A 16,112-nucleotide genomic window follows, 5' to 3' on the forward strand; every position below is an offset into this window, starting at 1 on the left:
CAATAACGTAATAAATAAAGTAAAATTATGGAGAATAAGGAATTTACGTATCAGGGAAAGACCTTGAATGGCATCCTGATGTTAGTGTTAAACATCATCGGCTTTCTGGCTGGAGTTGGCTTGTTTATATTTGCCTGCGTTTCGCAAGAGGGCTGGCTGGCAAATGTCTGTGGTGTTTGTGGCGTACTGCTTCTCATCCTGAGCATCATCTGCGTCTGCGGTTTCATCCTGGTGGAGCCGGGTCAGGCTCGCGTATTGCTTTTCTTCGGTAAGTATCGTGGCACTTTTACAGAGCCTGGTTACTATTGGCTGAATCCGTTCATCAGTCAGAAAAAGCTTTCGCTTCGTGTGCGCAACCTCGATGCCGAACCTATCAAGGTGAATGACAAGACGGGTAATCCGATTATGATTGGTATGGTGCTGGTATGGAAACTGAAGGATACCTACAAGGCTATCTTCGAGATTGATACCCAGACGATGGCTGAGGGTTCTACGGGTCAGGCAGGCATCGGTGCTTCTGCTGCACAGATCATGAATATGCTGGGCCGCTTTGTTCAGATTCAGGCCGATGCCGCTCTCCGACAGGTAGCTGGACAGTATGCCTACGATGATGACGAGGGTGGAAAGTCGAATCAGATTACGCTTCGAGATGGAAGTGATGAAATCAATAAGGAGTTGGAGGCTCGCATCGATGAGCGATTGGCAATGGCAGGTATCGAGGTTGTAGAGGCTCGCATCAACTATCTGGCTTATGCACCGGAGATAGCAGCCGTGATGCTTCGTCGCCAGCAGGCTTCAGCCATCATCTCTGCCAGAGAGAAGATTGTAGAAGGAGCCGTGTCGATGGTGAAGATGGCATTGCAGAAGTTGAGCGATGAAGATGTGGTAGAGCTTGATGACGACAAGAAAGCAGCCATGGTCAGCAATCTGCTCGTAGTGCTCTGTGGTGATGATACTGCTCAGCCTGTAGTAAATACGGGAACATTGAATCATTAAAAAAGTATGGCTAAAAAGGAAACAAATATAAAAAGTTTTATATTGCGCATCGATTCGGAAACGATGAGTGCCATTGAGGCGTGGGCTGAGGATGAGTTCCGCTCAACCAACGGCCAGCTGCAATGGATCATCGCCGAAGCGCTGCGCAAGGCTGGCAGACTGCCTAAGAAAAAGAAGGCTGCATCAAAGAAAACGAAGGAAGAAGTCGATTTAAATCAAATAGGAGGGGAAAAGAAAGATGAAGAATAAATTATTTTGTTTTGTGCTTGATTTATTCAAAAATGGCGATAAGGAAGAGCAGGCTGGCATCTTTGCGCAAGTCAAGATCTATCGTTCTACAAGTGCTAGGGTCTTTGAATTTATTGTAGGAATCCTGGTTCTTGGCATATGGCTGCTCACCATCAGAAACATCATTCATGCCACATCTGATGATTGGTTTCTGTATATTGTCATAGCTGCGGTAGGTACACTTGTTTCAGTTCAAAACTTGCGTCATAGCTATCATCCCACAGCCATTGATTTGCCTTTCGTCAAGATAGTTAATGCCCGACAGGTATATTATCTTTCTCTCAGCAGTCGCTTTGCTTCTGTAGGATTATCTCTCTTCTTTCTATGGATTAGTTGTGTTGATTTGGTAGATAGCGACGATTTGTTTTTGGGAGGAATGATAGCTTGCTGTGTTCTTTTATGTCTGAACTGTGTATTCTTTATCTATAAGATATACCAGTTGAGAAACTTGGTAGAAGTAGAGAATCCTGAGCCAGCTATCAAAAACGAGAAACTCTTGACTATCGGTGTGTTGGTATTGACGGTGGTTTTAGGTTTTGCGATGCATTGCCTGCCTATTTGGGATGGTATGCCAAGTATATTAAGTAGTTTTTTAAGAGGAATCCTCGTCATAGCAATTGTTGTCGGCATCGTCTGGGTATGCAATAGATACTTCGGCCTTTTCCGTGAAATAGATAAAGACGCCTCCGATTCATCCAGGAAATAGAGGCGACTTCGATTTATTGCAACGATTCTTTATTCCCCGATAATCGTTGCGATGAGGTGTCGGCTTCCGCCTCCTTCTCTGAATTCACAGAGGTAAATTCCCTGCCAGGTACCAAGGTTCAGTCTTCCGTTGGTAATAGGAATGGTGAGCGATACCCCCACCATGCTCGATTTGGCATGAGCCGACATATCCGTAGGCCCTTCATCCTGGTGCAGATATCTTGGGTCACCATCCGGAACCAGTCTTTCGAAGATACCCTTTAAATCATGTCTCACATCAGGGTCGAAGTTCTCGTTCAGCGACAATCCGCAACTGGTATGTCTTACGAAGAGATTCAGTATCCCTGTCTTAGGCAGTGCCGGCATGTTCCTCATCACCTCGTTGGTTACGAGGTGAAAGCCGCGAGGAAGCGGGCGCAAAGAAAATTCAACTTGCTGTATCATATCATTCTTTGTTTTTATATTTCTACTGTTTGTATCTTTCTGATTGTCAATTTACAAAGGTAATTATAATTTTATTATTATAATACTATTATAATGCAAATATAGGAAAGTTTAACCATTTAAGGGAATCTCCTTCAATCAAGTCGAGTATATCTCTTTTAATCAATTCGGGTATTTCTCTTGCTATCTGCTACCCCGAAAAAACTTCTTCTTTAGAAGAAGGAAAAAAACAGGAAAAAATAATCCCGAAAAAATTTGGTGGTTTCAGAATAATGATGTACTTTTGCACCCGAAATCAAGCATTAAGAGTTGCCCAGTTGCGGCACACCAACCGAGTTTCGCATAGAGATAACCACGGTGGTAAAAGAATGTGTAAGTGTTTAACAACTTAAAATAATTATCTTTATGAATCCAAATTCAGATTTAAAGAACAATGAGAGTGTAATGGCAGCGAATGCCGAGTCATCAACAATTAAGGCAGCTAATGCTGAGTCATCAACTGTTGGTGCAGACTATGCCGAGTCAAGAATTTCAGAGTATGCAGCCCGCTTTGCTGCATACAGCGATGAGCGTTTGAAGCAGACCATAGATCATGAGCGCAAGGTTCGTGGTTGGGGCAGCGAACGCAGCTACTTCCTCGCCGCCCTGCGAGGAGAGTGTGAGAAACGAGGCATTGATTACTGCTAATCAAGCCCCATCTGTGGAAATCTGTGAATTGAAAATCGGTGGCCGAAGGGAAAGCCAAATCTGTGGGAGTTTATGACTTGAATTCCTCGATGAAGGGTTGCAGGTTTCCACCTCTTGGCGAGTTATGGTCTTCAAGGATGGCGAAGGCGATGAGCTTGTACTTGTCCATGAACTCCTTCTCGTCGATGACTTCGTGAAACAGTCTTGCGATATGTTTCGGAGGATTGTGGAAGGCACCGCAACCGAATGCACCGAGCACGATGCTGTCGTGTCCGTTCAGCAGACCGATACGCAGCATCGTCCTCATTTTGTTCTTTGTCAATGCGGCATCTTCTTCACAGATGTTCCCATCTCTATCTAAATCAGGATGATTGATGGCGGCTACTGCCACGAACGACATATAGTAAGGAGTATCGAGCAAGGCAAAGTTATCCTTGGCTCCAGCCCTGAATACGGTAGCGTCTGGCACATAGATACCTCCGAATCTCACAGGCATCGGATATTGGAACTTGCTTTTCTCCAGACCGTAATCCTCGGCATATTCCGCATAGCGATACATAGAGAGAAAGAGGTTGGTGCTGCGGAAGAGGCTTTCCTCCTGTGCCCGGCTTCCGTTCTTCACGCCACCACCCGGGTTGCGCCGGCTTGCCAGGTTGAGAACCACGGGATTGTATCCTTCCTGTTGCAACTGATGACCGCAATGGATGCTGTCGTCATTCTTCACTATAATCTTGGTGGAACCTTCTGCAAGACTAGGTATATTAGAAGCATCCAGTGGTTTGGTATAGAATCTGCTTCCCCTCAGCATCTTCGTGTTGTCGGGCAGTTTCACTTCCTCCCCATTCTCAGATGTGTAATGTCCCTTCAGTACAATATCTATAGTTTGCTGATACACGTCAGCCAGTTGTCTTCTGTCGTTTATCATGATTTCTTCTGTTTATTTTGTTTGTGTCACTAAAAATCCGTTCTTTTTGGCAAAATTATAAGTTTTCTTTGTATTCTCCAAACTTTTATATATAAAATATGTGGTATTCTCGATATTTCTTTGTAAATTTGCCCACAAAAGAAAAATATATAATTATGGAAGGACAAACAAAACTTTCTGCCGGACAGATAGGCATATTGATTAATGCCCGTATCAAAGATATGGCAATGTGGCTGATGGAAGACTTCAAGTATTCTCTTGAAGAAGCTTTAGATTGTGTTTATAATTCAGAGTTATTCGAGAAACTTCAGGATTTAGAGACAGGGCTATATTATCAGAGTTCTGGCTACAACTATGAGTTGCTGAAGGAGGAAATTAAATATGGAAAGGTAGGTTGAGAATTATGGAATTAGAAAGTAAGACTTATTACATTATATATTGTGTGAGCCAATTTGCACAGCGGTTTGGCATATCTTTGAAGCAATCCTATGCTTATCTGAAAAGGCATAAGGGATTGGATTTTTTGTATGAATGTTATGGAGCGGAGCATCTTCTTTCTTTAGATGATGCAGTGGATGATTTGGCTGTTATTTGTCATAGGCATGGAGGGGCTTTGGTATGATAGAGTTGTATCATGGATCCAATCTGTTTATAGACAAGATTGATTTTACTAAGTGTAAGCCTTATAAGGATTTTGGGCAAGGTTTTTATCTGACGGATATTTTTCCGCAGGCAATGGAGATGGCAATCAAGCGAACTCGTATTGTTGGCTCAGGTTCTCCTGTCGTAACAAAATTCTTGTTTGACGAGAAACTGTTGATTGATGGAAGTCTGAAAGTGTTGACTTTTGATAGTCCATCAATAGAATGGGCAAAATTTATCTTAGCTAACCGTAAAAGAAGTAAGGATAAATTTATTCATGACTATGATGTTGTGGTCGGTCCCGTTGCTGATGATGGTGTCGCTTTTCAATTGGAAAGATATTTGTATGGAGGACTGACTTTAGAGCAACTTGCAAAAGAGTTGACCTACAGAAAGCTGAATCGCCAGTATTTTTTCGGTACAGAGAAGGCTATAAGTTATCTTCAGCAGATTTGATATGTGTCGTATAGATTCATTAAGAGTCTGAGTAAGAAGCAGAGAGAGGATTATATGATTATGGACGACCAGTATTTCTCTTTTGATGCTTCAAGTAAAATTTACTCTATAAAAGATATTTTGAGGTATTAAGTTGCATATTTCATTTATTTTTTGTAACTTTGCCCTCGAAAGGGGGAGAGGTTGCCCTAGGGGGCTGCTCCCTTGTAACATAAGTTGAACAAATAAAATAGAAAAATAAGAAACAGAAAGAATAAAACTTTAGACATATAATATAATAATATACAAGCGTTTACGATTATTTGGAGTCTCTTGAAATTTGGCGATTGATAATTGAGTCCACGTAATAGATAAAAGTGAATGCTCACGCTCATAAGGCGTGAGCTAAACTTATCTATGTGGACAGGTCACGCCAAATACCTTAGAGACTGATAAGTGAGGCTTACGCCTTTCTTATATAGTTTCGCCAACAAGGTATTTGTCTCTTCTGCATTGTTTTAGTAAGCCTGGAAGTTTGCCCAAGCATAGCAAAAATGTGACCTGCTAATTCCGATAAAGTTTACGTTCATAATCCCTTATAAGCGACGATGAAACAGGAAATCCCTTATTCATCTGCGCAGCTCTTGTATTATGCCTGGCAGTTGTCACGCAATAGGGGCGGTGCAGATGATGATAAGTTGACGGGTGTCTTGTCGGAGGCACGTGTCGATCTGAACCCCCATCAGGTGATGGCGGCTCTTTTTGCATTCCAGTCTCCTTTCTCCAAAGGTGTTATCCTTGCCGATGAGGTGGGATTGGGAAAAACGATAGAGGCTGGTATTGTTATCAGCCAGTTTTGGGCTGAACGTAAGCGTCGTATCCTCATCGTTGCTCCAGCTACCCTTCGCCGACAGTGGAGCATGGAGCTGGAGGAAAAGTTCTTTCTGGATTCTTTTATTCTCGAAAAGAAAAAGGGGATTTCTTTAGACCATCTTTCCGATGGCAAGCAAATCTATATCTGCTCTTATCAGTTTGCTTCCAGACAAGCCGAAATCTTGTCGCGCACTCATTGGGACCTGGTGGTTTATGATGAGGCTCATAAACTGCGCAATGTTTATAAGTCAACCCCTTCGATGGCTTCCCGTCTGAAATCCGCTTTTTCTGATAGTCATAAACTCCTCCTTACCGCCACTCCGCTTCAGAATAACATTGAGGAATTATATGGTCTGGTAAGTATCATCGATGACCATTACTTTGGTGACTTGAAGAGTTTCAAGGCTCAGTATTGCTATAGTAAGAAAAACGATGATATTGCTTTTGGTGATCTTCGCAGGCGTCTTCGCCCCATCGTGCATCGCACGCTTCGCAAACAGGTTACGGAGTATGTAAAATATACTTCCCGTATCCCGATGGCGCAGGAATATTATCCTGCCGTTGAAGAGCAGAAACTCTATAATCAAATCAGCGAATATCTTCGCCGGGATGATACTTACGGATTACCAACCAGTCAACGTCAGTTGATTACGCTGATATTCCGCAAACTCATGTCTTCATCTACCTTTGCCATCGGCTATACGCTCAAAACGCTTATCGACCGTTTGCAGACCAAGATTGCTCCATATTCTGCCGATAAACCGCAAGGCTTGTATGGGGAAGATGGAAAAATAGCTATGGTTGCCGAAGATATGTTGGGTGATGATTGGGATGAATGGAATGAGCAGGATGAGAACGAACAGGAAGGAGAAATCCTTACTTCCGATGAGATAGAAGGTATCAAGGATGAAATCAAGGAACTCCAACGTCTATATGATCTAGCCAATAGTATCAGTAGCAATAAGAAAGGTGATTGCCTCTTGTCGGCACTCCATACCGGCTTTCAGAAGATGGAAGAGTTGGGAGCCAACCGCAAAGCATTGATATTCACGGAAAGTACCCGTACCCAGCTCTATCTGAAACAGCTTTTAGAGGAGAATGGTTATATGGGCAAGATAGTCCTCTTCAATGGTTCCAACAATGATGAAACTTCCCGGAAGATATATAAGGCTTGGAAAGAGCGGAATATAGGCACATCAGCCTTTACCCCTTCTTTGTCGGCAAACAAGCGCCAGGCTATTGTAGATTATTTCAGAGACGAAGCCGAAATCATGATTGCTACCGAGGCGGCATCCGAAGGTATCAACCTTCAGTTTTGTTCGCTTATCGTGAATTACGATTTGCCGTGGAATCCTCAGAGGGTGGAACAGCGCATAGGTAGATGCCATCGTTATGGACAGAAGAATGATGTGGTGGTTTTCAACTTCATTAACAAGGCAAATGCAGCTGATGTGCGTGTGTTCCAACTGCTTTCTGAGAAATTCCATCTCTTTGATGGTGTCTTCGGTTCGAGTGATGAGGTGTTGGGTAGCATCGAGTCGGGGGTTGACTTCGAGAAGCGGATGCTCAACATCTATCAGCAGTGCCGTACTCCTGAAGAAATCAATGCAGCCTTCGACCAGATTCAGCAAGAGATGGATGCAAGTATCAAGGCAACGATGCAAGATACGCGCAAGCAACTGCTTGAAAACTTTGATGAGGATGTGGTGGGACTGCTGAAGATTCGCCAAGGCAAGGATATGGGAAATCTGAATAAGTTCCATCGCTGGCTTTGGACGATAACCATTGCTACGCTTGGTAAGGAGAATGTAGAAGTAGTAGATGAAACTAATCTCGTCTTTCGCTTGAAGCACAATCCTTGTCCTGATGTGGCAGCAGAATGTGGCATGTATCAGATAACGACGCTCCAATCGCAATACATCAATTATCGTTTGTCGCATCCTTTGGCTCAAAAGGTCATTGCCTTGTGTAAGCAGAATGAGCAAAGCCAGCAGAATCTCCTCTTCGATTATAGCCGATATCGTTATAAGGTGGCAGATATAGAACAATGTGCTTATGAAAGTGGATGGCTTCAGGCTCATCTTGTTTCTTTTATATCCGAAGGACAACAGGAACAGCACATTGTGCTGACGGCACTTGCGGAAGATGGAACGGCTTTGGGTCAGGAGTTTGCTGAAAAACTATTGAATGTTCCAACGATAAGTACCGGAAATGTTCTTGTGCAGGAGGAAGCAAGCCAGAAGTTGGCTTCCCTGTATGATAACCGGCGAGCAGCCTTGACCGTTCAGATAGAAGAACGAAACAAGGCTTTGCTTGATGCTGAAATTCAGCATATCGAGAAATGGGCAGAAGACCAGCAGCTCACTTTGGAGAATGAACTGAAAGACATCAAGGCTAAAATCAAGGAGAAGAAAAGATTGTTGAGTCGTTCGGAGAATGCACAGCAAACATTGACCCTGGAAAAGGATTTGAATACCCTTACTCGTCAGCAGAAGCGTAAGCGAGCCGAAATCTTTGAACTTGAAGATGAGATAGAGGAGAAGCGAGACGGAATGATAGACAAAGTGAAGGCTTTTATCCAGCAGCATATTACGGAAGAAGAACTCTTCTGCGTGCATTGGATTTTAAAGAAATGAAACGGAATCAAAGCAAAAATAATATAACTAAGAAATAAACAATGACACAATACGAACAGAAATTTAGAGATATACTTGCAGAAATACTGCAACTCGACCAAGCCGAACTCGACTTTGGTATATATCGCATTATGAATCAGAAGCGTAAGGATATCGAGGCGTTCTTGAACAATCGCCTTGTTCCTGAAGTTACAAAGATATTGAAGGCTCAAACTGCTGCAGGAACTGATATTTCTGCCATGGAGAATGAGGTGTTTTCTCATTTGGCTAAATTCTTTAGCCGTTATTATGAGGGTGGCGATTTTATCTCTAAACGTCGCTATAAGGACGATGCCTATGCCATTCCTTATAGCGGTGAGGAAGTGAAATTGTATTGGGCAAATGCCGACCAGTATTACATCAAGACTTCTGAGTATTTCAAGAATTACTCGTTCGTGTTGCCGACCAGCCGTCGTAAGGTACACTTTGTTCTTCGTGATGCGGATACAGAGCAGAACAACAACAAGGCAGCCAACAATATGGAGCGCCGTTTCCAACTTTGTGAAGAGGACTGTATCGCAGAGGAAGATGGTGAGCTAAACATCTTCTTTACTTATGAGCTGATGCCGAAGACTACCAAGCAGGATGCACTTATCAAGGATGCTGAGGCTAAGATTATTTCTTCGTTTGCAGAAGAAAAATATGCCGACTTTGCAGGGTTGGTCAATGAAAAGGTGCCAACAGAAAAGAATAAGGAACGCACTTTGCTGATGAAGCATCTGCAAGACTATACGGCAAAGAACAACTTTGATTATTTCATCCACAAAGACTTGGGCGGTTTCCTTCGTAGAGAACTTGATTTCTATATCAAAAACGAGGTGATGTTCTTGGATGATTTGGATGCCACTCATATCATGGAGCATTTGGCACAAGTGAAAGCCATCAAGCAGGTAGGAGAGAAGATTATCACCTTCCTTGCCCAGCTCGAAGATTTCCAAAAGAAGTTGTGGCTCAAGAAAAAGTTTGTAGTCGGTTGTGATTATTGTATCACACTCGACCGAATTCCTCGTACCCTTTACCCAGAGATTATTGCTAATGATGAGCAGCGTAAAGAATGGGTTCGCCTCTTTGCCATCGATGAAATCAAAGGGGATATGATGACCGAGGGCTATAGTGAGCCATTAATAGAAAAGTTCCTGGACGACAATCCGTTCCTTGTGCTTGACACTAAGTTCTTTAGTAGCGAGTTCAAGCATAAACTTGTGGGAAGTATGGAGAAAGTAGATGAGGAGTGTAATGGATTGCTGATTAATAGTGAGAACTTCCAGGCTTTGGAATTGTTGCAGGAGAAGTATAGAGGAAAAATAGGTGCAGTTATTACCGATCCTCCATACAATACAGGTGGTGACGATTTCTTGTATAAAGACAATTACGCCGATTCCTCTTGGTTGTCTTTAATGTCAGAAAGATTAAAACTTTCATACTCTTTGATGCGAGATAACGCATGGATTTCTCTTAACATAAATGATATTGAATTATATAATTTAGTGAATATGATGTCAATGCAAGATTGGAGCAATATTAACCAAATTTGCGTAAAGATGTCGCATCTTAGTGGAATGAAGATGTCACATATTGACAAAAAAATACCAAAGATAAAAGAACAAATAGTTACTGCAACAAAAGGGAGTGAATCTACATTGAATCCTATATATGAACCTTGTAGTTGGGATGATGTTTTTAGTCGTTATGTATCTTGGATGGAATTTAATAATTCTGATAATCCTAAAGATTGGACAAAAACTACAGTCCGTGCAAAAGCTAAAGAGTTTGGAGTGGACTGTAATGATAAAGCTAGTTTTGACAAATTTAGAATAGATAATGCTTCTTGTATCTTTAGAACCGCTGTAGATGATGCTGTTGCAAATACCCCCAAAGATGGTTTAGTTAGAAGAATTACAACAGCGCAAGGACTGCAAAAATATATTCTAAATGGTGAAGATGTGTTGTTTGCCTCATCTTATATGAAACCTTTTGAAGAGCATCTTATGCCAGTCCAACCTAAAGGAGATATTTGGACCGACATAGGTATTAACAATGTGCATAATGAGGGTGGAGTTCAACTTCCTAATGGAAAAAAGCCAGTTAAGTTATTTGAAAGATTAATTAAAATGCTTTCTAATGATGGCGATTATATTCTTGATATTTTTGCGGGATCTGCTACTATTGTTCATGCTTGTTTAAATTCAAAGTCTAGCCATAAGTATATAGCTATTCAAAGTGACTATTCATATTTTAATGAGAAGACGTTACGACGAGCAGAAAATGTTATCTATTCTTCTGAATGGAAATTAGACAAGCCTGTTTCCCGTAAAGGCATTTCTCAATGCTTCAAGTACATCCGCCTGGAGCAATACGAGGATACCCTAAATAACTTGCAGCCGAAGAACCAGCGAATCGATTTCGATAACGAGAATGGCAAGGGAGATTTCGAGGAAACCTATTTCCTCCGTTATATGCTCGATACAGAAACCAAGGGAGATCTCTTCAACCTGGAATGGTTTAAGAATCCGTTTGCCATGTCTATCAAGACAACCAAGGATAATGAGTTGGTAGATACCCATGTTGATATGGTGGAAACCTTCAACTACCTTATCGGTCTGAATGTAGAGACGCTCCGTTATCCTAAGGATGGCTACTGTGTGGTGGAAGGAACTACTCATATCGGCAATGAGCGAACTCTCGTGATTTGGAGAAACTGCAACAAGGTGAGCAACGAAGACTTGAATGAATTCTTCCGTAAGCAAGCCTACTGCACCACAGACTCAGAGTTCGATAAGATTTATGTAAATGGTGATAATACATTACCGAATATCAAGACGGATGAGGAGCATTGGAAAGTAGTACTCATTGAGGAAGAATTTAAGAAAAGAATGTTTGAATAGGTCTTATTATGGCTAAGAAAATACAGAAGAAAGGAAAACTGCAGCAGGCACTGGTCCTGTTTCATTATATCTTGCAGCTGTTTGGCTGTAAGGACTTGGAGGCTTTGTCTCGTGACCTCAAGGATCCTGCATACGAAGGATTGAATGATGACCACGAGTCAAAACTCTATCATGAGCTTTGTCATAAGCTCTATGCAACAGGTCCTTTGTCCATAGAACAGTTGTACTTTTACGACCAGCATATCGTGAAGTTTACTGATGAGATTAACGAGAAGCGAAGTGGACCTATCAAGTGGAAGTACTTCCAGTATCTATCCCTCTTGTTCACGGAAATCTATCTCGACCAGTATTTCAGTAATTCGCAGGCACTTTGCGACAACCTGAATCGTTTTCTGCATGATGACTTCAATCATCGTGCAGAGACTTGGCATGAGTTGCCCGACTTTACGGTTGATGACTTGAATAAGTTGGCTTATTGGAATGCAACAGGTTCGGGCAAGACTCTGCTGATGCATGTCAACATCAAGCAATATCAGGAGTATGCCAGGATTCATCATGCCAAAAAACTCAACCGCATCATCGTATTGACTCCGAATGAAGGATTGAGCCGTCAGCATTATGAAGAGTTGAAGGCTTCTAATATGGATGTTGCTATGTTCAGTAAGCAGGGTGTTGGTGGTTTGTTTCAAGGCAAGGCTGTAGAAATCATCGACATCAATAAATTGGCAGATAAGGATGGAGATAAAACGGTAGCAGTTGAGGCTTTCGAGGGCAACAACCTGGTATTGGTTGATGAAGGTCACAAAGGTTCCAGTGGCGATGTCTGGATGGGGTATCGCCAGAAGTTGACCGAGGAAGGCTTCTCCTTTGAGTATTCCGCTACCTTTGGTCAAGCCATTTCTGCAAAAAGTAATGCCAAAGACCGGAAGGCGATGTTCGACCAATATGGTAAGGCAACACTTTTTGATTATTCCTATCGTTATTTCTATGCCGATGGATATGGCAAGGATTACCGTATCATGAATATGAACGACTGGAATGATGATGATCTGCTCAATATGTATCTTACGGCATATTTGCTATGTCTTTATGAACAGACTAAAATCTATCAGAGTGATGTGCGGATTCATAACAGGTTTCTGGTGGAGAAGCCTTTGGGAATATTTGTGGGAAGTAGCGTAAAGGCTGTGAGCAAGGAAAATAAAAATCAGGTATCGGATGTAACTCAGATTCTCTTGTTCTTGCAGGATTTTATCCGGAATCGTACAGAGTTTTCAGGTTATATCCGTCGCTTGCTCAGTTCGGAAGATGGATTGAAAACAAAGAATGGTTATTCTGTATTTGGCAACTCTTTCCTGGCGCTTAAAGGTGGTTATCTCGTAGAAGATGACAAACAGAAGTTTGCCGAGAACATATACGATGCTATCCTGCGGAATCTTTTCCACTCCAATATCCATGGTGCCCAACTTCATATCGACCTTCAAAAAGGAGGTTTTGAGGAGATTGGTTTGAGAGTAGGAAGTGCTAAGGATTATTTCGGCGTCATCAATGTGGGTGATGGTAAGGAATTGCTGAAACTCTTGCAGGATAAAGGATTCCTTTGCGAAACGAAAGCATTCGGAACTTCCAGCCTCTTCAATAATATCAATTCTCAAGATTCAACCGTTAACATCCTGATTGGATCCAAGAAGTTTACTGAGGGATGGAGCAGTTGGCGAGTTTCCGTGATGGGTCTGATGAATGTGGGACGCAGCGAAGGTTCTGAGATTATTCAGCTTTTTGGTCGTGGCGTTCGTCTGAAGGGATACAGATATTCCCTGAAGCGAAGCAAGATGCTGGATGCCTGCTATCAGGACGAGATGATTCCAAAGAATTTGTCAACCATAGAGACTCTGAATATCTTTGGCGTGCGGGCTGATTATATGGAAGCCTTCAAGGCATATTTGGAGGATGAAGGTTTGCCAACCAATGAGATAGACTATGAGAAGATTGTTATCAAAACCATTAAGTCAGTAGATTTAGACGCTCTTCATCTTTCATTGCCGAAAGTCGTGGATGGCTATAACTTCAAGAAGTCTGCCGTGGTGGAACCGGCCGATGAAAGCCTGATGAAAAAGGTGAATGTAAAACTGGACAAATATCCAAAGGTGGATTTGCTGAGAAGCAAGAATGTTCAAACTGCTAATGCTGCAAGTCGCTATATAGGTGTTTTGGGACAGGAGCATCTGAATTGGATAGACTGGACGGAAGTGTTTTTTGCCTTGCAGGGTATGAAGGCAGAGCGAGGATGGTATAATCTGGAATTGCGATTGGAAGACTTGAAGTATCTGATGGCAAATCCTTCCTGGTACGAATTGTCAATTCCTGAAGACCGTTTGAACTTTCATGATTTCGGAAAGAATGTGGAGTTGTGGCAGGATGTTACAATCAGTCTGCTCCGTGGCTATATGGATATGGCTTACAAGAAGGCTAAGTCGAAGGAAGAGCAAAAGCATCTGAAGGAGACGCGCGTTACCTATTATAATATAGGTATGCCTGATGAATATGAAATAGAGGTTCGTAACGACCTGCTTAATGTGGTGGATCATTTGAAAACATTGCAGGAGCAGGTGGAGGCCAATGAATTTGGTAAAGACTTAGTTCTTGATCCTCCTTATTTCAAGGCTTTGAATGTGGAGGAACATCTGTATAAGCCTTTGGTTTTCCTTGCAGAGAAAGATGTCAATGGTAATCGTCCTTATGTAGATGTTGTAACTGGTGAGCCAAAGTTGAAGGTGTCTCCTGTGGCATTAAACTTGGGAGAACAGAACTTTGTTACTTCTTTCCATGAATATTGTAAGGCTCATCAAGACGATGTGCTGGCTGGTAAGCAGGTTTATCTGCTTCGCAATGAGAGTAAGAGGGGGTTGGGTTTCTTTGAAGCAAACAACTTCTATCCTGATTTTATCTTATGGATATTGGATGGAGAGAAGCAATATATCACCTTCATCGACCCGAAAGGTATTCGCAATCTTAAAGGATTGGAGGATGATAAGATTCAACTCTTCAAGTATTTACAGACAGAAGTGGCTTCTCAGTTGGGCAACGTTCATCTGATGTTGAACAGTTTCATTATCAGCAATACGCCAATGGAGCAGGTTGAGTTTTGGTTGATGAATCCATTTGAAAAAGGTGAATTCCAAAAGAATCATGTGCTGTTTAAGGATGATAAAGGCTATCTGGAAACGATGGTTGATATGATTTTGCAGTATATGTAGGAAAAAGTTTTTCTATTTTATTGTCACCTATTGCCACGCCTAGCTTGGGTTTATAACCACCATACAGCCATGTCATCCACCGAACGGGTATCAAGACATGGTCAAGGGGCTATACGCCACCTGTTTATCGTGGCATATAGACCCTTGTCACAGATTTACACAGATATTTACCTTATAACATAAAATATGTGGGTTCCTAACTTTTTCCGTAACTTTTCCCAGAAATCCCTTGCAGATATGAAAATAAAGTCGTAACTTTGCGGCATGGATATTTAAAACAGATGATTATGAAGCAGGTAGAAGAAAGATATATCAGTTTGCTGACCGACTTCGGTTTCAAGCGAATTTTCGGAACAGCAATGAACAAGGATTTGCTAATTTGCTTCCTCAACAGCTTGTTTAATGGCAGACAGGTTGTGAAGGACGTATCGTATCTGAATCCAGAGCACGTAGGAGATGTCTATACCGACCGCAGAGCCATCTTTGATGTATATTGCGAGGGCGAAAACGGCGAGAAGTTCATCGTAGAAATGCAGAATGCCTACCAGGCGCATTTCAAGGACCGTTCCCTCTTCTACTCAACCTTCCCTATCCGTGAACAGGCACCAAAGGGGAATGACTGGGATTTCAAGCTCAATCATGTCTATACTGTTGCACTGCTTAACTTCAGCATGAACGAGGATGCATTCGACAAGGAGAAAATCCGCCATCATGTGCAGTTGTGCGATACTGCTACCCATAAGATTTTCTACGATAAGCTGGAGTTTATCTATGTAGAGATAGCCAAGTTCAACAAAACGCTGGAACAACTGGATACGCTCTACGAGAAGTGGCTTTATGCACTGAAGAACCTCTACAAGCTTACCCAGCGCCCTAAAGAACTGTGCGATAAAGTCTTCGACCGCCTCTTCGAGGAAGCCGAGATAGCCAAGTTTACTCCTCAGGAAATGAGGGAGTATGAAGCTAGTAAGAAGGCATATCGGGATATCAAGAATTCTATTGATACGGCAAAACAAGAAGGGCTAACGGAGGGTATAGAAATAGGTATGGCGAAAGGTATGGAAAAAGGTAGAGCAGAAGGCAAACATGAGGCAAACACAGAAACAGCACAACGGTTGCTGGCAATGGGACTTTCTGCCGAACAGGTTGCCAAAGCTACCCAGCTGTCTTTGGAAATCATTAAGAATCTGAGCAATTCATAAAAAAACAGAAAGCGGAGATGTAGATTACGAATGTCACCATATAATCAAGGGTCTATACGCCACCTTTTCATCGTGGCATATAGACCCTTGTCGTTTCC

At 42.2% G+C, this 16,112-nt stretch carries 13 protein-coding genes and 1 riboswitch; of the genes, 11 read left to right on the forward strand and 2 right to left on the reverse strand.

The window, feature by feature from the left end:
- Window positions 1-27: 27 nt before the first annotated feature.
- Genes ACTQ16_RS07215 through ACTQ16_RS07225 form a run of 3 tightly spaced genes read left to right on the forward strand, consistent with a single transcriptional unit; the run spans window position 28 to window position 1,990 of the window.
- Window positions 28-996 (forward strand): SPFH domain-containing protein, encoded by a 969-nt coding sequence (locus ACTQ16_RS07215; RefSeq protein WP_117662731.1) that lies wholly within the window; start codon window positions 28-30, stop codon window positions 994-996.
- A 6-nt stretch (window positions 997-1,002) separates the two neighbouring features.
- The gene (locus tag ACTQ16_RS07220; protein ID WP_295345853.1) at window positions 1,003-1,245 is read left to right on the forward strand and encodes a DNA-binding protein; all 243 of its coding nucleotides are present in this window, start codon (window positions 1,003-1,005) and stop codon (window positions 1,243-1,245) included.
- Entirely contained in the window at window positions 1,235-1,990 is a 756-nt protein-coding gene (locus ACTQ16_RS07225) for a hypothetical protein (protein ID WP_441936767.1), read from the forward strand. The genes ACTQ16_RS07220 and ACTQ16_RS07225 overlap by 11 nt, the downstream gene beginning before the upstream one ends.
- A 29-nt stretch (window positions 1,991-2,019) precedes the next feature.
- Here the strand turns inward: ACTQ16_RS07225 and ACTQ16_RS07230 are convergent, their stop codons facing one another.
- Entirely contained in the window at window positions 2,020-2,433 is a 414-nt protein-coding gene (locus tag ACTQ16_RS07230) for a secondary thiamine-phosphate synthase enzyme YjbQ (RefSeq protein WP_217764604.1), read from the reverse strand.
- Between the two features lie 294 nt (window positions 2,434-2,727).
- Window positions 2,728-2,839, forward strand: a riboswitch (SAM-I-IV-variant riboswitch).
- On the opposite strand from ACTQ16_RS07230, the gene ACTQ16_RS07235 reads away from it, so the two are divergent.
- A complete protein-coding gene (locus ACTQ16_RS07235; RefSeq protein ID WP_441936769.1) occupies window positions 2,839-3,120 on the forward strand; it encodes a hypothetical protein in 282 nt (93 codons plus the stop codon). Its footprint overlaps the riboswitch before it by 1 nt.
- A gap of 70 nt (window positions 3,121-3,190) precedes the next feature.
- On the opposite strand, the gene ACTQ16_RS07240 is transcribed toward ACTQ16_RS07235, so the two are convergent.
- Window positions 3,191-4,045 carry a TIGR02452 family protein gene (locus tag ACTQ16_RS07240; RefSeq protein ID WP_441936771.1) on the reverse strand — a complete coding sequence of 285 codons (855 nt, stop codon included), beginning with the start codon at window positions 4,043-4,045 and terminating at the stop codon, window positions 3,191-3,193.
- Between the two features lie 155 nt (window positions 4,046-4,200).
- Between ACTQ16_RS07240 and ACTQ16_RS07245 the strand changes: the two genes are divergently transcribed.
- From ACTQ16_RS07245 to ACTQ16_RS07275, 7 genes are all read left to right on the forward strand, one after another.
- The gene (locus ACTQ16_RS07245; protein ID WP_117586144.1) at window positions 4,201-4,443 is read left to right on the forward strand and encodes a hypothetical protein; all 243 of its coding nucleotides are present in this window, start codon (window positions 4,201-4,203) and stop codon (window positions 4,441-4,443) included.
- Window positions 4,444-4,448: 5 nt separating this feature from the next.
- Window positions 4,449-4,667, forward strand: coding sequence for a DUF3791 domain-containing protein (locus ACTQ16_RS07250; RefSeq protein ID WP_117586164.1), 219 nt, complete (start codon window positions 4,449-4,451; stop codon window positions 4,665-4,667).
- Window positions 4,664-5,143: a DUF3990 domain-containing protein gene (locus ACTQ16_RS07255; protein ID WP_349225428.1), complete on the forward strand. Its 480-nt coding sequence runs from the start codon at window positions 4,664-4,666 to the stop codon at window positions 5,141-5,143. Before ACTQ16_RS07250 ends, ACTQ16_RS07255 begins: the two co-directional genes overlap by 4 nt.
- A 587-nt stretch (window positions 5,144-5,730) precedes the next feature.
- Window positions 5,731-8,631, forward strand: a complete 2,901-nt coding sequence (locus ACTQ16_RS07260) for an SNF2-related protein (RefSeq protein ID WP_441936773.1) — start codon at window positions 5,731-5,733, stop codon at window positions 8,629-8,631.
- Between the two features lie 41 nt (window positions 8,632-8,672).
- Complete coding sequence (locus ACTQ16_RS07265) at window positions 8,673-11,555, forward strand: DNA methyltransferase (RefSeq protein WP_441936775.1); 2,883 nt, start codon at window positions 8,673-8,675, stop codon at window positions 11,553-11,555.
- 8 nt (window positions 11,556-11,563) lie between these two features.
- Window positions 11,564-14,812: a DEAD/DEAH box helicase family protein gene (locus ACTQ16_RS07270; protein WP_441936776.1), complete on the forward strand. Its 3,249-nt coding sequence runs from the start codon at window positions 11,564-11,566 to the stop codon at window positions 14,810-14,812.
- Window positions 14,813-15,093: 281 nt separating this feature from the next.
- On the forward strand, window positions 15,094-16,014 hold the full coding sequence (locus tag ACTQ16_RS07275) for an Rpn family recombination-promoting nuclease/putative transposase (protein WP_295345862.1): 921 nt from the start codon (window positions 15,094-15,096) through the stop codon (window positions 16,012-16,014).
- Window positions 16,015-16,112 lie beyond the last annotated feature (98 nt).

Source organism: Prevotella sp. LCP21S3_D2 (assembly GCF_052118345.1).
Taxonomy (GTDB): Bacteria; Bacteroidota; Bacteroidia; order Bacteroidales; family Bacteroidaceae; genus Prevotella.